Source organism: Pseudoalteromonas sp. Bsw20308, from assembly GCF_000310105.2.
Classification (GTDB): domain Bacteria; phylum Pseudomonadota; class Gammaproteobacteria; order Enterobacterales; family Alteromonadaceae; genus Pseudoalteromonas; species Pseudoalteromonas fuliginea.
Genome location: NZ_CP013138.1, coordinates 3,157,249 through 3,181,346 on the forward strand (window position 1 = coordinate 3,157,249; position 24,098 = coordinate 3,181,346).

General features: G+C 38.2%; 24 protein-coding genes. 6 read left to right on the forward strand and 18 right to left on the reverse strand.

Annotated elements, in window-relative coordinates:
- Positions 1 to 159: 159 nt before the first annotated feature.
- Positions 160 to 1,314 carry an acetylornithine deacetylase gene (gene argE / locus D172_RS13995; protein WP_007377848.1) on the forward strand — a complete coding sequence of 385 codons (1,155 nt, stop codon included), beginning with the start codon at positions 160 to 162 and terminating at the stop codon, positions 1,312 to 1,314.
- Between the two features lie 277 nt (positions 1,315 to 1,591).
- Here argE and panP read toward each other — a convergent pair whose 3' ends face one another.
- Complete coding sequence (gene panP / locus D172_RS14000) at positions 1,592 to 3,217, reverse strand: pyridoxal-dependent aspartate 1-decarboxylase PanP (RefSeq protein WP_007377849.1); 1,626 nt, start codon at positions 3,215 to 3,217, stop codon at positions 1,592 to 1,594.
- 272 nt (positions 3,218 to 3,489) lie between these two features.
- On the opposite strand from panP, the gene D172_RS14005 reads away from it, so the two are divergent.
- Positions 3,490 to 5,373: a bifunctional diguanylate cyclase/phosphodiesterase gene (locus D172_RS14005; RefSeq protein WP_007377850.1), complete on the forward strand. Its 1,884-nt coding sequence runs from the start codon at positions 3,490 to 3,492 to the stop codon at positions 5,371 to 5,373.
- A gap of 13 nt (positions 5,374 to 5,386) precedes the next feature.
- Here D172_RS14005 and trmB read toward each other — a convergent pair whose 3' ends face one another.
- The 8 genes from trmB to folB form a co-directional block, all read right to left on the reverse strand.
- A complete protein-coding gene (gene trmB / locus D172_RS14010) occupies positions 5,387 to 6,055 on the reverse strand; it encodes a tRNA (guanine(46)-N(7))-methyltransferase TrmB (protein ID WP_007377851.1) in 669 nt (222 codons plus the stop codon).
- On the reverse strand, positions 6,055 to 6,822 hold the full coding sequence (locus tag D172_RS14015; RefSeq protein WP_007377852.1) for an ABC transporter permease: 768 nt from the start codon (positions 6,820 to 6,822) through the stop codon (positions 6,055 to 6,057). The genes trmB and D172_RS14015 overlap by 1 nt, the downstream gene beginning before the upstream one ends.
- Entirely contained in the window at positions 6,823 to 7,752 is a 930-nt protein-coding gene (locus D172_RS14020) for an ABC transporter ATP-binding protein (protein WP_007377853.1), read from the reverse strand.
- Positions 7,752 to 8,372: a flavin prenyltransferase UbiX gene (locus D172_RS14025; RefSeq protein WP_007377854.1), complete on the reverse strand. Its 621-nt coding sequence runs from the start codon at positions 8,370 to 8,372 to the stop codon at positions 7,752 to 7,754. Before D172_RS14025 ends, D172_RS14020 begins: the two co-directional genes overlap by 1 nt.
- Position 8,373: 1 nt before the next feature.
- Positions 8,374 to 9,729, reverse strand: a complete 1,356-nt coding sequence (gene mpl / locus D172_RS14030; protein ID WP_007377855.1) for a UDP-N-acetylmuramate:L-alanyl-gamma-D-glutamyl-meso-diaminopimelate ligase — start codon at positions 9,727 to 9,729, stop codon at positions 8,374 to 8,376.
- A 177-nt stretch (positions 9,730 to 9,906) separates the two neighbouring features.
- Entirely contained in the window at positions 9,907 to 10,707 is an 801-nt protein-coding gene (locus D172_RS14035) for an undecaprenyl-diphosphate phosphatase (RefSeq protein ID WP_007377856.1), read from the reverse strand.
- Entirely contained in the window at positions 10,704 to 11,192 is a 489-nt protein-coding gene (gene folK / locus D172_RS14040; protein WP_007377857.1) for a 2-amino-4-hydroxy-6-hydroxymethyldihydropteridine diphosphokinase, read from the reverse strand. The genes D172_RS14035 and folK overlap by 4 nt, the downstream gene beginning before the upstream one ends.
- Positions 11,193 to 11,552, reverse strand: coding sequence for a dihydroneopterin aldolase (gene folB, locus D172_RS14045; RefSeq protein ID WP_007377858.1), 360 nt, complete (start codon positions 11,550 to 11,552; stop codon positions 11,193 to 11,195).
- 247 nt (positions 11,553 to 11,799) lie between these two features.
- Between folB and plsY the strand changes: the two genes are divergently transcribed.
- Positions 11,800 to 12,411, forward strand: coding sequence for a glycerol-3-phosphate 1-O-acyltransferase PlsY (gene plsY, locus D172_RS14050; RefSeq protein WP_007377859.1), 612 nt, complete (start codon positions 11,800 to 11,802; stop codon positions 12,409 to 12,411).
- A gap of 11 nt (positions 12,412 to 12,422) precedes the next feature.
- Here the strand turns inward: plsY and tsaD are convergent, their stop codons facing one another.
- From tsaD to D172_RS14065, 3 genes are read right to left on the reverse strand one after another with little or no spacing between them, the layout of a single operon-like run.
- Positions 12,423 to 13,436, reverse strand: coding sequence for a tRNA (adenosine(37)-N6)-threonylcarbamoyltransferase complex transferase subunit TsaD (gene tsaD / locus D172_RS14055; protein WP_007377860.1), 1,014 nt, complete (start codon positions 13,434 to 13,436; stop codon positions 12,423 to 12,425).
- Between the two features lie 40 nt (positions 13,437 to 13,476).
- Positions 13,477 to 14,067: a YjaG family protein gene (locus D172_RS14060; protein ID WP_007377861.1), complete on the reverse strand. Its 591-nt coding sequence runs from the start codon at positions 14,065 to 14,067 to the stop codon at positions 13,477 to 13,479.
- Positions 14,060 to 14,413: a DUF2007 domain-containing protein gene (locus D172_RS14065; RefSeq protein WP_007377862.1), complete on the reverse strand. Its 354-nt coding sequence runs from the start codon at positions 14,411 to 14,413 to the stop codon at positions 14,060 to 14,062. The genes D172_RS14060 and D172_RS14065 overlap by 8 nt, the downstream gene beginning before the upstream one ends.
- An 84-nt stretch (positions 14,414 to 14,497) precedes the next feature.
- On the opposite strand from D172_RS14065, the gene D172_RS14070 reads away from it, so the two are divergent.
- From D172_RS14070 to D172_RS14080, 3 genes are all read left to right on the forward strand, one after another.
- Positions 14,498 to 14,920, forward strand: a complete 423-nt coding sequence (locus D172_RS14070) for a DUF2721 domain-containing protein (protein ID WP_007377863.1) — start codon at positions 14,498 to 14,500, stop codon at positions 14,918 to 14,920.
- A gap of 385 nt (positions 14,921 to 15,305) precedes the next feature.
- Positions 15,306 to 16,190, forward strand: coding sequence for a LysR family transcriptional regulator (locus tag D172_RS14075; protein WP_007377864.1), 885 nt, complete (start codon positions 15,306 to 15,308; stop codon positions 16,188 to 16,190).
- A gap of 94 nt (positions 16,191 to 16,284) precedes the next feature.
- A complete protein-coding gene (locus D172_RS14080; protein WP_007377865.1) occupies positions 16,285 to 16,905 on the forward strand; it encodes a 2OG-Fe(II) oxygenase in 621 nt (206 codons plus the stop codon).
- A gap of 12 nt (positions 16,906 to 16,917) precedes the next feature.
- Here D172_RS14080 and ubiA read toward each other — a convergent pair whose 3' ends face one another.
- From ubiA to D172_RS14105, 6 genes are all read right to left on the reverse strand, one after another.
- The gene (gene ubiA, locus D172_RS14085; RefSeq protein ID WP_007377866.1) at positions 16,918 to 17,796 is read right to left on the reverse strand and encodes a 4-hydroxybenzoate octaprenyltransferase; all 879 of its coding nucleotides are present in this window, start codon (positions 17,794 to 17,796) and stop codon (positions 16,918 to 16,920) included.
- Positions 17,793 to 18,344, reverse strand: a complete 552-nt coding sequence (locus D172_RS14090) for a chorismate--pyruvate lyase family protein (RefSeq protein WP_007377867.1) — start codon at positions 18,342 to 18,344, stop codon at positions 17,793 to 17,795. Before D172_RS14090 ends, ubiA begins: the two co-directional genes overlap by 4 nt.
- Before the next feature lie 117 nt (positions 18,345 to 18,461).
- Entirely contained in the window at positions 18,462 to 18,704 is a 243-nt protein-coding gene (locus D172_RS21320; protein ID WP_237113678.1) for a transposase, read from the reverse strand.
- Between the two features lie 156 nt (positions 18,705 to 18,860).
- Positions 18,861 to 21,026, reverse strand: coding sequence for a PKD domain-containing protein (locus D172_RS14095; protein ID WP_007377869.1), 2,166 nt, complete (start codon positions 21,024 to 21,026; stop codon positions 18,861 to 18,863).
- Positions 21,027 to 21,321: 295 nt separating this feature from the next.
- The gene (locus D172_RS14100; RefSeq protein WP_007377870.1) at positions 21,322 to 22,458 is read right to left on the reverse strand and encodes a hypothetical protein; all 1,137 of its coding nucleotides are present in this window, start codon (positions 22,456 to 22,458) and stop codon (positions 21,322 to 21,324) included.
- 124 nt (positions 22,459 to 22,582) lie between these two features.
- Positions 22,583 to 24,091 (reverse strand): hypothetical protein, encoded by a 1,509-nt coding sequence (locus tag D172_RS14105; RefSeq protein ID WP_007377871.1) that lies wholly within the window; start codon positions 24,089 to 24,091, stop codon positions 22,583 to 22,585.
- Positions 24,092 to 24,098 lie beyond the last annotated feature (7 nt).

The window sequence follows — 24,098 nt, forward strand, 5'->3', positions numbered from 1 at the left end:
GGCGCTAATTTAGCCTTTTATTAATGAATTTTGATTATCGTCGCATTGTTTTCATAACGTTACTTTAATATATTTATGCTTAAAAAGTGAATTGATATTCATCATAAATACTTTTATATTGTTATGCAATTAAATTGAATACTTATTTTGGATTTTTTTATGCCTTTGCCATCGTTTATTTCTATGTATCAACAATTGATTGCAGCTCCGTCTATCAGTGCAATTGAAGATAGTCAGTGTATGAGTAATAAAAGCGTAATTGAACTACTTGCGAGGTGGTGCGAAACACTTGGCTTTACATGTGAAATCATTGAATTAGAAGGAGGTAAAGGTCGCTATAACTTATTAGCTAAACGTGGCAAAGGAGATGGTGGATTAATGCTCGCGGGCCACACCGATACTGTCCCGTTTGATGATAGTCGCTGGAATCATAATCCGTTTAAACTTACCGAACTCGACAATAAATTATATGGGCTCGGTAGCATTGATATGAAAGGTTTTTTTGCGTTTGTATTACAAGCGATTAGTGAACTTGATGAAAAGCAGCAAACCCAGCCTATCTTAATACTCGCCACTGCCGACGAAGAAACCACAATGGCAGGTGCACAGCAAATATGTAAGCACCCAAATTTAAAACCTGCGCGATGTATAATTGGTGAACCTACTGATATGACACCGGTATTTACACATAAAGGACATATGAGTACAGCGATTAGAGTAATTGGACGCTCAGGTCATAGCTCTGATCCCGAACGTGGTCTCAACGCCATAGAAATCATGCATAAAGTGACTTCAAAATTATTGTTCTTAAAAGAGCAGTTAAAGCATAAGTATTCATTAAGCCACTTTGAAATACCTTACCCAACATTAAATTTTGGTAATATTCATGGCGGCGACAACGCTAACCGAATTTGTGCTTGCTGCGAAATGCATATAGATATGCGCCCATTACCAGGTTTGAGTGTAAAAGAGTTACAAGCATTAATACTTGATGCAACGAAAGAGATAAATCAACAATACCCCAATGCGGTCAGCGTAATTGATTTACACGAGCCAATACCAGCCTTTACTGGCAACACCGACAGTGCTTTAGTGATATTAGCTGAAAAAATAGCAGGGCAAAAAGCAATAGCTGTTAATTACTGTACTGAAGCACCTTTTATTCAGCAATTAGGGTGTGAAACAATCGTTATGGGGCCGGGCTCAATAGATCAAGCCCATCAGCCTGATGAGTTTTTAGCAATGGAAAAAATAAAACCGTCACAAAAAATTATCAGTAACATTATTAAAGCCAGCTGTTTTAATATCAATTAACTTAATTAAGTGCCCTATTTTGAGATAAAAAAATCTTATCGATGACAACAGAAAATAATTATTTAGAGCAACTAGATACAAAATTTTTTGCCTAGTTCTAGCGTAATTTCCTTAACGTTAAATAGACCCTATATTTAAGCGGATTGGTATTACTCCTGTGTTCATACAGTTGTAAATAAGAAATTAGCGTTAGGTTTAATCCCTCAAGTTTATTAAGTAACCAAGTAAAAAAAAGACGCAATTAAGCGTCTTCTTGTTTTAAATTACACCCTATTAGCTACATATACTTACTGAGGTACTTTTTAAATACAGGATCTGTTTTAGCTAGTTCTTTTTGCTCGGCTAAAATATCTTTTAAAATAGCGCCTGATGTAAGTGGGTTTGCAAGGACCACTCTAAATACAACAGTAGGTTGATTATCGTATTTAGATGGCGTTAGGCGTGTACGTGATACAAACGAGCGACCAGACTCCCGCTGACGCTTTTGCATACTCGCAGTAAAACGATTAAGTGATGCAAAAATGTCTAAACGTGTTGTTGCATCAGCATCTTTTATTGCCTGCTTAATCTGTTTAGGTACATAACGATACGTTAGTAAACACAGCTCAGGCTCTGAAATAAGTTCGAAATCTTCATCTGCTTTAATTAAACCAGCAAAATAATGTGCTTTTTTTATACTACGATCGATTAACATCTCGTAGCCTTTACGACCAATAACACGTAAGCAAGCATGTACTAACATCGCCATACCTGGGCGACTACCTTCAAGCGTGTGACTACCTAAGTCTTTTGAACCTTTACGTAATATATACTCAGCATGGTGCTCTATTGCATCAGTTGCAGCAGGATCTTTAAATAAAACTAAACCAGCGCCCATGGGTACATACATTTGTTTGTGTGCATCAATGGTAATTGAATCTGCTCGCTCAATTCCTTTTAATAAAGGACGATGCGTGTTTGATAAAAGCGTCGCTCCTCCCCATGCAGCATCTACATGAAAATGGCAGTTAATATCTTGTGCCAAATCGGCCATTTCGTCCAGTGGGTCAATATTACCGGTTTCGGTTGTCCCCGCGACCCCAATAATGGCCATTACTTTAATGCCTTGCGCTTCAAGCTCACGTGCTTTTTCGCGCATCGCTATTACATCGACTTTATTATTTTCGCAGGTTTTAATACCAATTAAGTTATCGCGACCAATGCCGAGTAAATCAACCGATTTACCTAATGAATAATGTCCACGTTCTGATATTAATACCGCTAAACCTTTATAGCCATAATGCAGCATACCGGCAATTAAGCCTTGTGCGCCTATACCTCTAAAATCGCCATCCGGTTTTAATAAACGGTTTCGCGCAATCCAAAGCGCAGTAATATTAGCAACCGTACCACCAGAGCAAAATGCACCTAATGAGGTTTTAGCACTGTGCATCCATTTAGAATAAAATGAATCTTCTTGCCCATAAGCTAGATGATGCATCATCCCAAGTACTTGACGTTCAAGAGGCGTAAACGCTTTAGATGTTTCTATTTTTACTAGATTTTGATTTAGCCCTACCATCAGTTTTGACAGCGGTAATAAAAAATGCGGCAAAGCAGAGGTCATGTGACCAATAAAGCTAGGCGCAGCTGTATGCACAGAATGCGCAACAAGTTGCTCCATAATGTCTTGGGCATAAGCAGATACAAACGTTGGATCTTCTGGGATCACTGCCGATTGAAAGTCTTTTTCTATTTCATGTAATGGTTTTTCAATTGCCGCAATATTTTCGTTTAAGAAACCTGCTAAATTACTCGAAATTTCAAGCTCGATTTTGCTTAAAGTTGAGTCTGGCGCTTCAGGTACAGTAAATATACGCTTAAGGCTTTCTTTAGAGGCGACGGCACAACGCTTTTGATCCATCTCAATACCTAGTGTGTGTAGCTAAAACACGTGTTTGTCTATGAAACACGCCAAATTAAGGCGTTATTTTAAGTAACAGTGTTTTTAATTAATTGCGCTAACTTTACTGCAATATAACTAAAATGTCTCGCTTAAAGCCATAAAAGCAGACAAAGACATGACAAAAAAGTGATAATTTAATTAATATTTAAGCCTTGCCAATAAATAAGAATTAATTATTGGGCATTTATATATTTTGCGTATAATAAAAAAATAACAAAAAAGGGAAGCACATGCTAAAAGGAAGAGTAAGGGTAAGTTGGTTAATGGCGGGTTTTAGTCTATTTTTAATCAGTTTACTTACCTACGTTTATTATACTTACCAAACAACACGCGCAGATATAATGCACTCTGTTGATACGCGCTTACTTAACGCAGCCACCAGTGTTAAGCATATACTCGGCGATACGTACCTAAATAAAGTTAATCAGGGAAAAACGATTAGTTTTTCTGATTATCAAAAAAAGAGTAAGCAACTTTCTGACTTTGCCCAAGCACTCAACATTGCTTATGTATACGCGATGGTACTTCAAGATAACAAAGTCTACTTTAGTGCATCGAGTTATACAAAAGAAGACCAAAGCAATGGCAAAGTAACCCAGTTTTTAGATCTTTACCCTGAAGCCACTAAGGCGAACATTAGTGCTTTTTATTCGACAGAGCCTGTATTTGAAATATCAGCAGATCAATGGGGACATTTTAAAACTATTTTTATCCCTTATGTTGATAGCACTAATGGTAAAACCTACATAACAGGTGCTGATATCACCATTTATGATTTAAACCAAAAACTTAAAGAAAGTGTATCAAAGGCGGCCGCTATGGCGAGCTTCTTTTTCTTTATCGCTATACTTGTTGCAACTATTTATATTTACTTACTCAAACGATCTTTAGCAACAGACTCCAGTACGGGCTTTGCAAATCATATAGCGCTTGAATACTTCCTAAAGCAAAGTAATGCGCACCATATGCAATTAGCTGTTATTTGGATTAACGAAATTGAAGACATAAATAGCTTTTATGGCACTGAGGTGGGCGATAAAGTAATGAAAAACTTGCTCATGCATTTTAAAAGTCGCTGCTCTGCTCGTTGTCATATTTATCGCTTAGCGACCAATAAACTGGTATTACTTGCACCAAAAGAAATTCCGTACGATGAGTTTAACGACTTAATCGAAACCTACAACTTTAATACCCCACTATTAACCGACCCGTTTATTTATATTACGTTGTGTGCCGGTATAGCCAGCGGTAACAAATCTTTGTTATTAGAAAATGCCCATATTGCGGCACTGCAAGCCAAACAAGGTCGTCATACCGTTGTTAATTACTCAAAAGCACTTCACGATGTAAAAGTGCAATATCAATACAATGTAGAAATGGCTAAAGAGGTTCGCGAAGCATTTGATAACAATCGTATTGTCCCTTACTTTCAACCTATTATTGATATAAACACTAAACGCGTAGTGCAGTATGAATGTTTAGCGCGCATGGTTACAGCAAGTGGTGAAATACTCAAGCCAGAGGCTTTTTTAAATGTAGTTACCCGTTCAAGAATGGATGGCTTGTTGACCCGTACTATATTCTCACAATGTATTAGCCGCTTTAGAAAAACAGATATTTGCTGGAGCTTAAATATAACCGCGCAAGATATGCTTGATCCTAGTTTGAGCGAATTTATAGCCGACGAATTAAAACGTTATCCACACCCGAGTAACATCACCTTAGAATTATTAGAAACACAAGCTATAGCTAATTTTTCAGAGGTAAAAGCATTCATAGGAATGGTTAAAACAAAGGGTGTAAAAGTAATCATTGATGATTTTGGCAGTGGTTATTCAAATATTTCTAACGTACTAAAACTTGAAGTTGATGGTATTAAGTTAGATGGGGCCTTAATAAAACAAATTGTTAACGATAAAGATATCTATTTGTTTATTGAACACATAGCAAGCTTTGCAAACCAACTTGGCTTACAACTCACAGCCGGTTCAGTAGAAAATACAACCATAGTGACCGCACTGAAAAAAGCGAATGTGACGCTGATGCAAGGTATTTATTTTGCTCCCCCAGCGCCACATGTTAATTCTCAAAGTGATGAAGAATTAATGAGCTAAATTGGTCATCACATTAGGTTAAATTAATAATGAGTCGGTGGCTTTGCTGGCCACTGGCCCAATATTTACGCTCAAAAGGCGTAATTGCATCGTCTGACTCATAAAGCGTTACTTCGCAAGGGTTGCCTGTTAATTCAAGTGCCCTAGCAAACTCCTTAACGTAAATATCCCAATTGCTGCGCACTTCTAATTGACCACCTAACTTAACAATAAATGGAAAAATAGCCGCGCCATGCCAGCGTCTACGAATATGCTTAGACTTAGGCCATGGATTTGGATACAACAAGTAATGGTGCGTAGGTTGCCAATTAGCAGCAACCGCTAAACGCCAAAAATCATTTAAATCAGCTTGAACTAAAATATATTGCCCGCTGTCGGTTTGCTTGTACTCAACATCGTGCTTATCTAATCGGTGTGATGACTTATCAATACCAATGACAAGTGCATCAGGATGGCGCTTAGCTAAGTTAGCTGAGCTTTCACCCACGCCACAGCACGAGTCTAAAATAAGCGGGCCATTAAAGGCCTGTACTTTAGCGTTTACTTCATCAAATGCGGCCTGAGTATGCGCTGCAATCGGTTTTTTAAACTCAGCCTCTAAGTGCTTATTTACTATTTCATCAAGCTTTTCGTGAATACCCGCTTGATTAGATACAATACTACGTGAATTTGCATCACTCATTAGTGTCTTAGCCCCACACCTTTTTTAATTAATGTAAGCGCTAATGTAAATAACGCTGTTATAAATACTAAAATAACCCCAAGCGCCACGCTTAAATCGACATCCGACACGCCTAAAAAGCCATAACGAAATGCGTTAACCATGTAAATTATAGGATTGATTTGTGATACATTTTGCCAAAATTCAGGCAATAACGATATAGAATAAAACACCCCTCCTAAGTAGGTTAATGGCGTTAGTATGAAGGTGGGGATAATGCTTATATCGTCAAAGCTATTTGCATAAATTGCATTAATTAAACCACCTAAAGCAAATACAGCCGAGGTTAAAATAACGGTCGCCATAATTACAAAAATATTATGAATTTGAATATCAACAAATAACAACGACACACAGGTAACTATAAAGCCCACCATAATACCGCGCGTCATACCACCGCCCATATAACCAAGCACGATAATGTAGTTAGGCACAGGTGCAACTAAAAGCTCTTCAATGCTTTTTTGAAACTTTGTTGAATAAAAACTAGAGGCTACATTGGAATAGGAATTAGTAATAACCGACATCATTATAAGACCAGGTACAATAAACTCCATGTAGCTAAAGCCACCCATATCGCCAATCCGTGAACCAATCAAGTTACCAAAAATAACAAAATATAAGCTCATCGTAATTGCCGGTGGTACTAAGGTTTGCACCCAAATACGTAAAAAACGAATGCACTCTTTAATCCATAAACTCTTTAAGGCTACGCCATATTTAAACATTTATTCGCCCCGCCCTTGCTCTAATAATCCTACAAATAACTCTTCTAGTCTGTTTGCTTTATTTCGCATACTCAAAACAGTATTACCTTGAGTTGTTAATGCACTAAATACCGCATTTAACCCCTGAGATTTAGCGACTTCAACTTCAACAGTGTGATCGTCCGTCATGGTAAATTTATAGCCTTCAAGCGTGACAGGGTTTGCAGGCATTTTTAAATCTAAAATAAAGGTTTCTTTATCAAGCTTTGCAAGCAACGCTTTAATTGTGGTGTTTTCGACAATTCGGCCATTATCGATTATGGCGATGTTTTTACACAGTAACTCAGCTTCTTCAAGGTAATGTGTGGTTAAAATAATCGTTACGCCTTGCTCATTTATTTGGCGTAAAAAATCCCACATTGAACGGCGAAGTTCTATGTCTACACCTGCTGTTGGTTCATCAAGTATAAGCAGTTTTGGCTCGTGCATAAGTGCGCGGGCAATCATTAAACGGCGTTTCATACCGCCTGAAAGCGTACGCGCTTGTTTGTCTTTTTTCTCTAACAAACCAAGCTGCGCTAGGTATTTATCGGCGCGCCTGTGGGCTTCGCCGCGTGGTACTCCATAATAACCGGCTTGGTTAACCAGTATTTGGCTAAGCGTTTCAAACTGGCTAAAATTAAACTCTTGCGGCACGAGTCCTAAATGCGCTTTTGCAGCTTCTAAATCAGTATCAATATCACAACCGAATACCTCTACTTTGCCTTTTGTTTTATTAACAAGTGACGAAATAACACCAATAGTAGTTGATTTACCTGCTCCGTTTGGACCAAGTAAAGCGAAAAAATCGCCCTCTTCAACTTGTAAATCAACGCCCTTTACAGCTTCGACACCATTTTTATAAACCTTGGTTAGGCCTTCAATATTTAAAGCAATATTTTGCTTATTCATTATTTACCCTCACCATAACCCCAACGTTTTGTTAGGTTATGTTCAATGTTTAAATGATCTAAAATTCTCGCCACCATAAAATCAACTAAGTCTTTAATACTTTGTGGTTTATGATAAAAACCAGGCGCTGCTGGCATAATTGTCACCCCTAAACGAGATAACTTAAGCATGTTTTCTAAATGAATTTCGTTAAATGGTGTTTCGCGAGGCACTAAAATGAGCTGTCCGCGTTCTTTAATTACCACATCAGCGGCGCGTTCTAATAAATTATCTGACGCTCCAACTGCAATTGCAGAAACCGATCCGGCACTACACGGACATACCACCATTTTTTTAGGTGCAGCAGAGCCTGAAGCAACAGGGCTAAACCAGTTATCTTTACCGTATACTTTTAGCTGCTCAGGTTTGGCATTAAACAGCGTACTTAACTGCTCAGTAGCTTTATCTTCATTACCAGAGAGCTTGATGTTTGATTCTGTATCAAGCACCACTCGCGCAGCACTTGAGATAAGTACGTAAACTTGAAATTGCTGCTCAAGCAATACTTCAAGTAACCTTAACCCATAAGGCGCACCCGATGCCCCACTAAAAGCGAGCGTAATTTTATCTTTAAATTGCACGTTATTCTCCGCTGTATTTAGCAGCTAAACCATTAACAAGGTGTTGATGAAGGCCATTAAAACCGCCATTGCTCATAATTAAAATGTGTTGATTAGGCTCAATATTTTCAAGCACTGTATCAATAATTGTTTGTGTACTGTTAAAGCACTGCATACCAGCTTTATCTGCTTGTTCTTTTAGCGACCAATTTAGATTCTCTGGTTCAAAAAGCAGTACCTCGTCAGCATCACGCAGTGAATCTAATAATGTATGTTGGTGTACGCCCATTTTCATGGTGTTTGAGCACGGCTCTAAAATAGCGATAATTTTTTCATCGCCTACTTTTGCGCGCAAGCCCGCAAGCGTTGTTTTGATTGCCGTTGGGTGATGCGCAAAGTCGTCATACACTTTAATATTATTTATATCAGCCTTAAGCTCCATACGCCTTTTAGGGCTAATAAATTCTCCTAACGCATCAATACTATGATCAATGGCTATACCCACATGGCGCGCAGCAGCTATAGCCATTATCGCATTTTTAACATTATGCTCGCCTATTGCTTGCCAGCGAACAACTCCCTGCTTTTCGCCATTAAGTAATACATTAAACTCACTACCATCGGCTTTTATTAGCTCATAATTCCAATCAACACCGAGCGTTTCGCTTTCGCTCCAAAGCCCTTGTGCTATTACGTCATTAAGCGCTACGTCTTGCTTTGGCCAAATTACCTTGCCGCTTTGGGGTAATGTACGCATTAAGTGATGAAATTGTTTTTTTATTGCGTTTAAATCTTCAAAAATATCAGCATGATCAAATTCAAGGTTATTTAAAATAAGCGTACGTGGGAGGTAATGTACAAACTTACTGCGCTTATCAAAAAAAGCAGTGTCGTATTCATCGGCTTCAATAACAAAAAATGGCGTTTCGCCCACTTTCGCTGATATACCAAAGTTTTGTACTATGCCGCCAATTAAAAAACCAGGCTTTAAGCCAGCGTATTCTAATACCCATACCAACATACTCGCTGTGGTTGTTTTTCCATGGGTCCCTGCTACAGCAAGCACCCATGAGTTTTGCAATAAATTATGTTTAAGCCATTCAGGACCTGAAGTATAAGGCAGACCTTTATCAAGGACATATTCAACACACGGGTTACCACGGCTCATTGCATTACCAATAACCACCATATCAGGTTTTGGCTCTAATTGAGATACATCGTAGCCTTGGGTTAATTCAATACCAAGATCTTCAAGTTGCGTACTCATTGGCGGGTAAACGTTTTGATCAGAGCCGGTTACTTTATGACCCAACGATTTAGCTATGGCTGCAATACCACCCATAAACGTGCCACAAATGCCCAAAATATGTATATGCATATACTTTCCTTAAATCGTGTGACCACTTTACAGTAATGTAAAGTTTAATGGCGCTATAATGCCAAAATTAGTGCTGAGTTACCATTGCGAGTAAGCATTTCACTCATGCAAAAAACAACACTTTAATAACAAAAAAGCCTTCTTAAGTTAGAAGGCTTTTTGTTCGTCGGTGGTTAACTACATTGTCAAAAATACAATCAAGCCAACACCTAGTAATAAGCGGTATATTACAAATGGCAGCATACCCATTCGCTCTATCACTTTCAAAAACATAAATATACATGCATAAGCTGATAGGAACGATAACCCCACACCTAGTAATAACGTGTTCCAATCTACAACATGATCGCCTAGCGCAAGCTCTACTGTGTAATATAGCCCCATCATAGAAATAATAGGAATTGCCAGTAAAAACGAAAAACGCGCTGCGCTTTGCTTATTCATTCCAAGCATTAAACCAGCAGTCATGGTAATACCTGAGCGAGAAGTTCCCGGGATCATTGCAACAGCTTGTGCAAAACCGATGAGAAGCGCTGTTTTCCAATTAAGTTGGTAAATAGTTTTAATTTGCTTACCTTTTGCATCGGCGTACCAAAGGAGTAAACCAAATACAATGGTCGTTGTGGCAATAACCCATGCACTGCGTAAATACAATTCAACTAAGTCTTTTAGCAGTAAGCCTAAAATAGCCGCTGGAACAGTGCCTAAAATAATCCACCAGCCTAACTTACTATCATCTGTAGTACCTTGTGCGCCAAATGATTTAAACCACCCAGTAAGTATATCGGCCACCTCTTTACGAAAATAAATAACGACAGCAATTAAAGTCCCAACGTGAACAGCGACATCAAATGCAAGTCCCTGATCTTCCCAGCCTAAAACTTGCGATGGTAGAATTAAATGCGCTGAACTCGATATAGGTAAAAACTCAGTAAACCCCTGAATGAGGGCTAAAATAATTATTTCAATAATACTCATGGGTTAGAAAACTCCACCTTCCATAATTTTTGTTGAGGGTTATTATACGCACTCCATAACTGGGCAATTGTTTGTTTAGCTACAGGGTGATAAAAATCAGGAGCAACCTCGCTCAGAGGCTGTAATACAAATGCATTTTTAGTTATTTCGTCACGGGGCAGTTGTGCAGGGCTTTGGCAAATTACATCGTCGTAAAACAGTAAATCTAAATCCAGTGTCCGAGGGCTAAATTTTTTGTCACTGGCAGTACGGCCATTATCACGTTCTATTTGCTTTAGTAGAGCGCATACATCAGCCAATGCCATGCTTGTTGTCGCTGCAACCACTGAGTTATAAAAATTATTACCAGCAAACCCCACCGCTTCACTCTCAAAAACAGACGAGTGAATAATTTTTTTAAAGTGGCTCTCAAGTGCGATTAATGCAGATTGCATGTAATGTACTTTATTTATATTTGACCCAAGGCTGATATAAATCTGCGCCATTTAGTTACTTACCTTAGCGCGTGTAATTTCAACACCTACAGTTTGCGCTTGCGCCACTGCTGCGGGTTTACTTACTTTAATTGTTACTTGTGGAGTATTAAATTCAGTCAAAATAATATGCGCTAATTGTTCTACTAATGTTTCGAGTAATTCAACTGGTTTAGCAGTGCAGTGCTCAATAACTCGCTCACTTACTTTTGAGTAATCAAGTGCTAAATTAATATCGTCATTCGCAGCTGCGGGTTTAATATCACTCAGCATTTCAATATCAAAATAAAGGCTCTGTTTACTTTCTTTTTCAAAGTCGTACACTCCAATAATAGTGTCGACGTGCAATTGAGATATAAATACCTTGTCCATTGATACTCCAAATAACCAAAACGACTGAACTTGTTATATAAAGCATCAAAAAAATTAATGCTGTATATGCTTTAATCAGTGTTTAAATATGTAAAAAATCCTTCTACAATAACAAAATAGCTAGGTTAGCTAGTAATGAAAGAAGCATAATAATTTTTACGATAAATTTTGCCGCCAATAATAGCCCAAAAGCAATACCAATTGCATTAAATGTGGTTGGTATAACAATAAAAAAGTAAGGAAGCGTGTGTTAGCCATTTTGATATTTGTTTTAGCTTATTTACTCGGATCAATTTCATCGGCCATATTGGTGTCACGACTATTCACCCTTCCAGATCCTCGAAGCCATGGTTCTAACAACCCAGGCGCAACTAATGTTTATAGATTGGGAGGTGCATTACCTGCTTGCTTAGTGTTAATTTTTGATATTTTAAAAGGGACGATTCCGGTCTGGGGCGCTTATTTTTTAAAGTTTGAGCCATTTGAGTTAGGTTTGATTGCAGTTGCTGCGTGTTTAGGGCATATGTATCCACTGTTTTTTAGTTTCAGAGGCGGTAAAGCAGTCGCTACAGCATTTGGGTCATTATTACCTATTGGTTTATCGCTGGCGGGTTTACTTATTTTTACGTGGTTAGTTATTATTGCAGTTACACGTTATTCATCACTTGCAGCATTGGTTACTGTCTCTTTAGCACCTTTGTATACTTGGCTAATAAAACCACTTTATACATTACCAGTCGCTTTTATTACGATCTTAATTATTTTTCGTCATCGCACTAATATTATTAGATTATTTAGTGGCGATGAACCAAAAGTGGGCACTAAAAAAGCACCCACAGATGAAAATAAAAACATTTAATATATCGAGTATCAAATAGCTTCCAAACTATCTATTGGCCAACGCGGTTTTGTTTTCATATCAAGCGTGGCAAATTGCCCTGCTTTTAAACGCTGCATACCCGCATAAGCAATCATTGCTCCATTGTCGGTACAAAACTCAGTGCGAGGATAAAAAACCTCGCCTTTCATGCCCTTCATAACGCGCTCAAGCTGTAAACGAAGCTGTGTATTTGCACTTACTCCGCCTGCAATGACTAAACGTTTAATACCGGTTTGTTTAAGTGCTCGCTTACATTTAATAACAAGCGTATCAATAACTGCAGTTTGAAATGCATGCGCTATATCGGCTTTAGTTTGTTCGTCATCATCATTTTCACGAATAGTGATTGAAGCAGCTGTTTTTAAACCACTAAAACTAAAATCAAGGCCTGGCTTATCAGTCATCGGACGAGGAAATACAAAGCGTTTAGCAACACCTTGTTCAGCCATTTTAGCTAAGCGCGGACCACCGGGGTAATCAAGACCAAGCAACTTAGCCGTTTTATCAAAAGCCTCACCTGCAGCATCATCAACCGACTCACCTAGTACTTCATATTGTCCAATACCCGCTACTTTAACCATCATGGTATGACCGCCAGATACTAATAAAGCAATAAACGGAAACTCAGGGATATTTTCCTCAAGCATAGGGGCAAGTAAATGCCCTTCCATGTGATGAACCGCTACCGCAGGAATATCCCACCCGTATGCTAGAGAGCGGCCAATGGAGGTACCTACAAGTAGTGCGCCAACCAAGCCAGGTCCTGCAGTATAAGCAATACCATCTAAATCTTCAGGGCCACAACCAGCTTGCGCAAAAGCAGCATCTATAAGCGGTAGCGTTTTACGAACATGATCGCGTGATGCAAGTTCCGGCACTACACCGCCATAATCAGCATGCACCTTTACCTGGCTATATAATTGATGAGCTAGCAAGCCTTTTTCATCATCGTATATTGCTATACCCGTTTCATCACACGACGATTCAATGCCTAAAATTCGCACAGTATTTCTCCAGCCTTTTTAAATTATTACTAAACTATTTTTATAACGTAAGACCAATATTTGTTTGGCCATCTTCAAGAGCAAACTTTTTAAGTGCCTTTACGCTATCGGAGGTAATACGCCCCATATTCTCTACAAAATCAATTAGCTCACCCAATACTTCAATCTCGTACTGCATTAATGGGTGCTCTCTAACGGCGGTATTATCTGCGATTTCACCTTCAACTGTCATTTGGTATTCAATAAAACGCGCAACGGTCGCTTGCGATATTTTGCTTACACTAATGAACTCTTGCTCGTCTTGCGCCATTAAACCGTGCATTAAGCTAAGTAACGACGTTGCTGCATCAATAGCTGGATACGTACCAAACATATCAAAATCAGCAAGTTCAGGAACATTTGGCTCTATTTTTTCAACTTGTTTCTCGAGATCTATTTTACTTTTAGGTAGTAATATTTTTTCCCAACAAACATTAAGCGAATTTCGTAATAAGGTTTCGTCACCAAACCCTGTTGCTTCGCTAAATAAACCGTAATTTGGCAGCATTCGCTCAATTAAAGCACTCGCTAAAACGGCTTTTTGTAAATAGTTTAGCTCTCTAATACGCTGAAAATTATTTGCTTTAGTCATTCTTTAATGTCTCACATGACCAACAAAAATCAAATGTTGATCCATTATGCTCATTACAGTTAGGGCATACCCAATCTGGAGCGGATTGTTTTACTTGTTGATAGTTTACCAATATTTGTCGCGCATGGCGCTCTTTTATCGCATAAACCTGCACGCTAACTTGGGTTTGATCAAATGGGATTTCTCCCATTGCGCCTTGCAACATCTCTCCTTTAATTTGGCATTCAATACCACTTGTTTGTATTAAACCTTTAAGAATATTAGCTTCAAAGGTATTTTCGGCTTTATAAATTGTTACCCATTGAAAAGAGCCTACTGTTTCGTTTGTATTATTAGTATTTTGCAATTTCCACCTCGTTTATTTTATGTATACAATATCTTGCGTTACGCTGTACAAATTAAAGCTAGTAATACCACTTAAGGATACATTATGACACTCACCACTCCAGGTTTACTTTTTCCTGCAATATCATTGTTATTACTTGCCTACACAAACCGATTTTTAGTATTAGCACAATTAATTCGGGAACTAAATGCACGAGAAGGAGAGTCAATTCGTCCCGTTGTTGTCGCGCAAATAACAAACTTGAGAAAGCGTATTAAGCTAATTAGAACTATGCAAGTATATGGTGTGGCATCATTTTTATTATGCACTTTATCCATGTTTGCACTATTTATTGAATTTAATACAGCGGGCATTATTTTATTTGGTGTTAGCTTAACTTGCTTAAGTTTATCGTTATTAACCTCTTTATTTGAAATCCACATATCATGTGATGCTATTGAAATAGAACTCCAAAGCATAGAAAACAAACCATTAAGCAACCGTGTTAATCGTAACTTTGTTAAATAAAAAGCTGATATGTGTCAATGTTCATTCAACTATTCGTAAATTGTGCTTAATCAATACCCTATTATGTGGCATACTTTTTTCTTAATTTAGAATGTTCGTCTTTACTAAAATATATAAAAAATTGATTACAAAGCCTTTTTTATGATTTACTTATCCCTAAAAAGGATACTAGGTAAGTAATAAATCATGAGTTTTAAGGCTAAAGGATAATACTTTTTAACAATTTACCTCTTTGATAAATATTAAAAGGGGGATATCCTGACCAAAATTTGTCATAAATTTGCAAACGCATTTAGATATTAAATTTTACTATTTTGTTTAGCTAAAAATTAATATAATTGATGTTCGCGGCATCCGCGACTTACTTATAAAAAGGGACTATAAAGTGAGATTTGAACAATTAGAACAATTTGTAGCACTCGGCATACTACGCCATTTCAGACAAGCAGCAGAACAAACCCAAATCAGCACCTCCGCACTTACGCGAAGTATTCAAACACTTGAAGATGAAATGGGATACGAACTAGTTAAACGTTCAACTCGTTCTGTAAAGCTAACTCAGCAAGGTGAGCTATTTCTTGATTACGCAAAAAACACTTTATCTGAGCTAGAGCTTACTAAAAAGCTTATTTTTCAATCCGTAAGTGGAAAAACAGGTGAGAAATTAATTATTGGTTACACCAATAAAGCAAGTAATGTTGTACCTATTTCTTGCGGGCAATTTTTAGCACAGTACCCACATGTAAAAATAGAAATGCAACTGCAAGAAGAACACGAACTGAGTCGAAAGCTTCAACTAGGTGAAATTGATATTAGCGTATACTCACAAGCGATTAATAGTATTGGCAGTGATATACATTTACCAGATCAACTCATTTTATTCGTATCTAAAAATCACCCATTAGCTCAAAAAAATGACATTAGTAAGCACGACCTTGATAGCTACCCGATGTATGGTTGCTTTTCGCAATCAAAACAAGTTCAAACAATGCTAAATGAAGCTATTGACTCTTTAAATAAGTCATCAAGCATTAAAGTGGGTAGTATTGAACAGGTCATAGCTGGTTTAGAAAAGTCAGACCACTTTGCTATTGCTAGCATAGAGCATACGAATGCTGTAGCTGAGCACTCTGAGTTAATTCAGCTAAAAACAAATAAAAGTTTAAGCCACGAACAGTTAGTCGTACAAACAAACAAACAGACAGCTGTTAATGAACATATAGATCAACTGTTATCTCTCATTAAAAAAGCTGCAACGACAATCAACTAACCTCGTTTTGTCTTGAGATAAGTGCGACACAAAGTGATAGCTTTTAACTTCTTTTGAGCTACACTGTCGCACCTTCAAAAAATGACCCACTTGAATGATTAACTTTTCAGCCGACGATACTTATTTAAATGATATCGAAGAGCTTGGCTACACTGTTATACCTAATGCTATAAATGAAGAGCTTATTATTGATTTAATGGCTGACTGTTATCGTATAAATCCTCAATTTAGCCTCGCAGGTATTGGCCGTTTAAATAATTTGCAAATTGACGATACTATCCGCAAAGATAAGACCTTTTGGTTTGATGGTACCTCACAAGCGCAATTAACTTATCAAGCGACTATGGAAAGTATTCGTACAACGCTTAACCGTACTTTTTTCATGGGCTTATTTGACTATGAATGTCACTATGCAAAATATACTGAAGGTGATTTTTATAAAAAACACGTTGATGCTTTTAAAGGCCGCTCAAACAGAGTTTTTACCAGTGTGCTTTACCTAAATACTCCAGCACAAGGTGGTGAGCTCGTTGTCTACAAAACCAAAAGCAAAGAAATTGAAATAATAATAAAACCTCAAGCCGGTACATTGGTTTTATTTGAAAGTGAGCGTTTTGTACATGAGGTATTGCCAGCCATAGATAATCGTTATTCAATTGCTGGGTGGTTTAGAAAAAACGCATCTATCAGCGGCATTATTGATCCGCCTCGCTAAAGATGACTCAAACTAAATAGCCATTGGATACGAAAACAATAAACCTATAAAAATAGCTAATCCAACATAGTGATTATTTAAAAATGCTTTAAAACATGCCCCGCGCTCACGTTTGTGGATAAGTGTTTGCTGATAAAACAACAAACCAGCAGCGACACTTAATCCAACTCCAAATGCAGTTGATAGTTCATTAATAAAACCTATAAAAGCCACTATAACTACAAAGGTCATATTAAGGAAAAAAATGATGTGACGATCGTATTCACCAAACAAAATAGCCGTCGATTTAACGCCTATTTTTAAATCATCATCTCTGTCTACCATTGCATACATTGTGTCGTAGGCTACCGTCCAGCAAATATTAGCAATAAATAATAACCAAGCCTGTAAAGGAAGTGCATTTATCGAGGCCATATAAGCCATCGGTATTGCCCAGCCAAATGCTGCCCCGAGTACAACTTGAGGTAACTGTGTGTAGCGCTTCATAAACGGATAACAAAAGGCTAATGCCAACGCCCCAAAAGAAAGTAAAATAGTATTAAAACTGAGTATCAACACTAAAATAAATGCTATGACTATTAATAGTAAAAACAAACTAAGTGCTTCACCACTGCTAACCAGCCCCGAAGCCAATGGACGCTGGGCGGTCCGCTTTACTGAGCCATCTATCTCTCTATCAGCAAAATCATTTATTACGCAACCTGCACTTCGCATAACGATAACGCCAAGCGTAAATACAACAAAGTTGACTAAGCTAGGCATTCCATCATTAGCAAGCCATAAAGCCCAATAGGTTGGCCAAAGTAACAATAGTGTACCAATTGGTTTATCTACACGCATAAGTTGTATGTAGTAAGGGAGATGCTGTGACTTTAAGGTTGCTAGCTTCATGAGTAAAGGTACGCTCCAGGTAAAAACACTTCACAGACCAAAAAATTGTAATCTTTAAGCGAAAATACGCTACGTCGGCCTAACAACTTTTGTATTGGTAAGTTTAGTTGTAATGCTAATTGCTGTATCGGGTGCTCTGTATCAAAACGAGCGACTTCTATCTCTTTGCGCACGAGCTCTGGATTTTGAAAAATAACATCGCCTAATGGGCGATCCCCCATATTATGCAGAGGGTTTTTTGGTTGATTTGATAATTGATTATCTGGCAGCCAGCTTTGTGCATATACCATGGGAATATTATCGCACAATAAAAGTACTTCTCGGTTTAATGCCGTTGAGGCTTCGCAGCCAAGCAATGCTTTTTGCTCAAGTGTTAAATCAAAAAATTTTTCACTGAGCACTTTTACGCTAAATACTTGCGCCCTGCTTTTTAATTTAACTGTTAAGGAATGTGGCTCAAAAAGCCACTCACGTTCAGAGGATGATAAATCACTTACTTGTGATGTGCATTGCCAATTGACTAATAACGAAATAGGGAAAGTAATCACGATAACTCTATTAAATAAAATCCAACGCGATAATAACATTGCCAAAGCATTTGAAAAAGTGATCATTTATTATCGTAAATAACGAGGGCGTGTTGACCTTTCAAGATGGAAATTTGTTCAACTTAGGGACGATTTAATCGCAGCGCGAGATAATAAGCGAAACAATTCGTTCAAAATATCTTTTTTAGTCCATAAGTTAAACCGCCTCCATATGGCACTCCATGCACCAAAGTAAGAAGTCAGATCTCGCCATGGAATACCTGTGCACATATTATACAATATGCTTTCAAGCGTTTTTCTATGATCAAGCTGATTATAAATTCGACCACTTAAGCACATTACTTTTGATAAGATATCCATGACGCCTATAAACATTAATCTTGGTATTAAGATTAGGTGTATCGTTTTTTAGCGAGTTCAATTATGCCTTTCCTTCATGCTATTTATTTTTCATACCTCAAAGTTCAGCGCACTCTAGTATAAATAGCTCGACTCAATAGGGTGTATTAACCGAATTTACTGCCAACTCACACGTAAATCTAGTGCTTCCCCTATACTCGAAGAACAAGGACCAAAAACGGCATAGTCACCAATAATTCTCATAAATTTAGCCTGACTGCTCCTTGGCAGCGTTGATAAATCGAGTATAGTATTAAGGCCATAAGGTTGCCCCTCTTCGACAAATTCATCTACGACAAGCTCATTAACCTCATCGCCATAAATTCCATTATCGTTGAGGTCAATCCAGACTTTCCATGAGGTAGAACGCTCTGTTACTTCAGTATCTCCTTGAATATTAATGATAGTATTGCTGGGATCTATTAGCTCTATAGGCATTTGGGTATAGTCCCATGCTGTTGAACTATAATTAATGTTGTTATCACCAATTAAAACATGAGTGATATGCTTATCGACGCTAGCTGAGTTTATTGAACAATACTCATCTGTTACCTGAATAAGCCGTTCAAAGGTATCCTGATCATCGGATTGATCAGTTACTGTCAACTTAACTGGGTAGCTTCCAGATTCTGCGAAGATATGCTCGGGGCTTGCTTCTGTTGAAGTTTGGCCGTCTCCAAAATCCCATAACCATTGAACTACTTGACTCGTTGAGCGGCTATCATCGGTAAACTGAGTGCGTAATTTAATTTTCTCTGCATTAAAATAGCTAAGCACGCCTTGGTCAAAAAGTTTTATTTTTACCACCTTAAAAGCTTCAACAACATCTTCTTCAGATAAGCCAGCTACACCTGCTTGCTGTTTAATACATTCAGCAGCTTCAGTTAGTGTGGTCAACGCACTCCAACAGACCTTCGCTGAATTTAAATACACTTTATAGGTAGGCTCTATTCCCCATTGATTTGATAGTAAATAAAATGGGTAGGTGATCATACCAATGCGTAAATAGAAATTATCACCAGCCTCCTCATAATCAAGAAAGCTATCAATTGCACCATTTTCAGTTTTTATCTGATCGAGATGACGAATAAAGCCGCCATTCTCTTGGCCGTGAATCCAATTATCTGAATGTCCCGTAAACTCGTATTTTGCCATTACACCTGAGATATCGCCAAAGGCTTCATGCAAGGTACGAGCATCAGTACTAATTTCATGATCGAATCGATTTAAATCAGATATTCTATTTAAAACTCCATGGCCTACTTCGTGCGCAATGATGTCAAGTGAAGCCATAGAGTAAAATAATGGATACGCATCACCAAAGTTGGCATATGCGCCATCCCAAAAGGCGCTTTGTTCATATTGTTGACCATAGTGGACACGGATTCTAATTTTGTCCTCCAGTGGCGGCTCCCCTAGGTATTTAACAAAGCTATTGTAAACTAGTGTGCCGTAAAACATGGCGTCATTTAGCGTTGAATACGTCCAAACCCCAGTCTCATCAGAAATCATATCTTCGGAATGTGTTGGCTGCGTACCACATAAAAAGGAATAAGGAGGGAAGGCATTCTCATTCATATCGTTAGGGAGCTCGTTACGATTATAGCTCTCCCCAACTTCATCCTTAGTATTATTCATATGCGTAATACTAACTAAACCATTATCAAAAATACATAATCCACCTTGCTCTTCTGTGCGTTGAATTGAAATTTTCTTGCGACCAACGCCATAATCCCAAGTGTGAACTTTATTTCCACCAGGCCCCGATAATTCAGCATTACCGATGAAATCATGAAAGGGAATAAGGGTACCTTTCGTGGCCTGTCCAATGGTGTTTACCGGCAAAAGAAGTAACGCATTGGTATTTTCAGGTATACTTGTATCCTCTGGAATATTAAGATCGTAAACCGATTTTTTCATAGTTTTTAACCAAGCATCACCCTGTTTATTTCCTTGCTCATCTACCCAATAAGCCCATACAGACTCGACTCTAGCGGGGTCACTATCAATAACTTCAGGCGCGACAATAGTTACGGTGCCAGATAGTTTGCCAATAGAACTATCTTGATCACGAAAAAACGCATGTAATATTTGATTTGTTGGTACTTCAGTAACAGAGTTTAGCGGTTCTTCAATTGGCGGTAGTTTTATCTCAGGAGAGCCAGAGCTGCCGCCACACGAAACGAGGAATAAAGTAATAAATATAGAGGTGAATTGTTTAAATCGAATAAGATTTAATTGGATAAGATTTGTCGGCAATAAAAGTAATTTAAAAAAAGTCATTGGCTATCCTTAGTCGATGGGCATATAAAAAGACATTATAAATCAATAAAATATGAGTTAACTTTAGCTTTTTATCATTAAGTTTACACTCTAGATCAAATACGCTATTTTTTCAATTTATTAGGCTAAATTATAGACTGTAGTGTGCAAGTAACTTGAGGTTTCGATTAGCCTGTTTTTCATCCAAAGTTCAGGTTAAATAACCCCATTAGTTAAAGAACAATCTAACTAATGTGGCTAGACAACGGGTTAAGACCGTGCAGTATCGCAGATATTCTTCCAAATATTTGTTCAACTAGTCAACGTTCGCTATCGCAGACTCAATACGGCTTTCGCAAAGAGTTGTTCCGGGCAAAATTGCACAATACTCGCCAGCTTGCTCAAGTCCGATACGTTGACTATTGCGTGCAGTAATACGCGCTGCTAGTTGCTCGATTTCAAGCGGATCTTCAGATACCGCTTTAAACGCACTCAACCTCTCTATCTCGTCATAAACTAAATCTTGATAGCTTCGGAGCCTTGCGGACAGCGCAATATAGCGCTCAGATATTGCAGCCTGACCAGCATAGGCTAAGTCATAATGGCCAGAATCCTCGTAACTTTCGACTTCATACTTTAAAATATTTAAATGTTCGTCTTTAAGATCATCAACATAGTCACCACCATTAAATAAATAGCTAAACAAATTATCGGCATACGTTATACAAGGAGTTAGATTATCGGTTTTACAATGCATAGTGCCATTTTTACTTAGCCCTGCTAGTTCTGGCGTCATACCACCATCGGTGTTCACCTGAATAGTATATACAGCATCTTTGGTAGCTTCTTGAAATACTTTAGTTTTAGTAAAAGTCTTACTAAAAAAAAGAAACTTCACCTTGATTTTAGTCTGAAACCATTCGTATTTAGCGCGATCTTTAAAATGGAGTTTGGCTGTTACATAGATACGCGAGCCGAGTTTGATATTGTGGATAAAGCTGTTACCACAGCGGCTTCTTACTTGATTTGGATCTGTATTTAGTAGCCCTTGAATAGCCATTTTAGTCGTTCTATTTTCAAAGTTATAACTTCCTTTTTCATAGGTTAATTCTACTGCCGAGGCGGCAGAATTTCTATTTTTTGTTACTTTCCTGCGCATGGAAAATTTGGCTGAACCTCCAAAAATAATCAAGTTGATACCAGCCTTTACGCTGCCTGTGATGGTATTGATCATGGTATCTGAGTCAAAGTCGCCACGATAAGCCAAATCACCCATACTACCGCCTTGAAATTGCCACTGACCATCGAGGCATGGTTCAAGCGGTATACCTAATTTCTGCTCAAACCCGTGTCCAAGTTGTTCTTGTTCGGTATTTAAAGAGTAATAGGTATGTCCATTTGCGTAAAAGCTTAACAGGCCACAGAGCACTATTAATATGGTTATTAAGTGCATACATAAATTCCTGTAAATGGTTTGCAGAGGCAAAGGGCGAGGAAGCAATAACTCAATATTAGATTGTTTATTACTTACCACGTCCCAATTTTACTAATTGAATCTTAGCATTTTTTATTACTCACTAATTTTCAAAAGCAGCTCCATAGGTTGGAAGGGCTGATTTACATGGTAGCCATGCCATCACACCCGCAGCGGGGTCATTAGCATCAACAAATGATGGTGCCCAACCTAATTGTCTAAACCCAAGCGATACATGGTTTTCTTCAATACCAAAGTTCGCGGTTGCCTCTCGAGCATTTTCGCATTTGAAATATTGGCTCATGTTATCCGCTGGTATATTCAGATCAGCAAGCGTGTAGCTTTGTATGCAGCCTACACCGCTACCACCACAGGTGTTGAGGTAATCATTCCATGCATCTGAACATGCTGCCCCGTAAGGGTTATCGCGACAAACTCGGGCATATTGCTCATAAATCCAAGCGTTATTGTAAGCGGCTTCCTGCACGCTTTCTGCTTTTTGACGCTGTACATCAGTCATCCAGCTAGCGTATTGTGCAAGCACACCACGAGCACGGTGCTCATGATTAACCGACTTTTTGAATTGATCTTCAAGCCATAAAGTACGGTAGGTAGTTTCAAAGCGAATATCTTTATTACCGGAGTCTAAGCGACGTAAATCCTGTGAACTGATCTCGTAAGGAGTTGCTTTGTAACGCACAACATTATAATCAGAGAGTGCATTAAACTGATTGCCAAAGTCGTTCTTCGCATAGTTCACCGCTTGCTCAAATAAAGTAAAGCAAGGCTCATAGTTATCAAGTGAACAAGTGATAATATTGTTAGGAATTATACTTAGCAGCTGCTTAGGATCCCCCCCTTTTTGCAATGCTCTGACGGTGATACGCACACTTTTCTTAAGATCTTCGTCAATATAATTAAGCTTACCATCGACGCTAATACCAATATTTCCTGCGCCATAGCTAACGCCTAAATAACCGCCAATTTCACTTTTGTGCTGCTCACTTAAGTACTCAATTTTCATGTTAATAAGTAACTGAGCACCGTATTCAATCTCACTAATAAAGGCATCACCAGCCATGCTCATTAGTTTACTTTGATACTCATTTGCTAGCGTATTACCTGAAGGTGTCAATGTATAACCAATGTTGGCATCTGTTGGCATAAGAACACGTTTTTTGGGTGTCAACGATGCTTGGAAGGTATAAGTATTCGAAAACTCAGTAGAGGACATTTCCTTGGCTAAATGACCACCCGCTTTAATACGAATAACAGGAAAGCCAACATCTACATCAACATTACCATTTAGCTGACGAAGAACTGCGTCGTAGCTGCCATTGTTTACTAATTCAAATTGCACACGAGTATTACCAAGGGTTTCAATGGTTTCACCTGCGACAGTTTGAACATTCAAAAAGCGTTTTTGATCGCTGTTATAGGCTGTACCCAACACAATGTGATCGTTCACCAATCCAGGTATTTCACTTTGGAAGGTATTCACATTCAGTGCTTTTTGCATTAGCTGTGCTTCATTCACAAAATTTGAATCTGCGAATGCGAAAGGTGTAGTGCAGGCAATAAGTGCCGCGATAGTCTGTTTGTATAAGTTCATGTTGCCA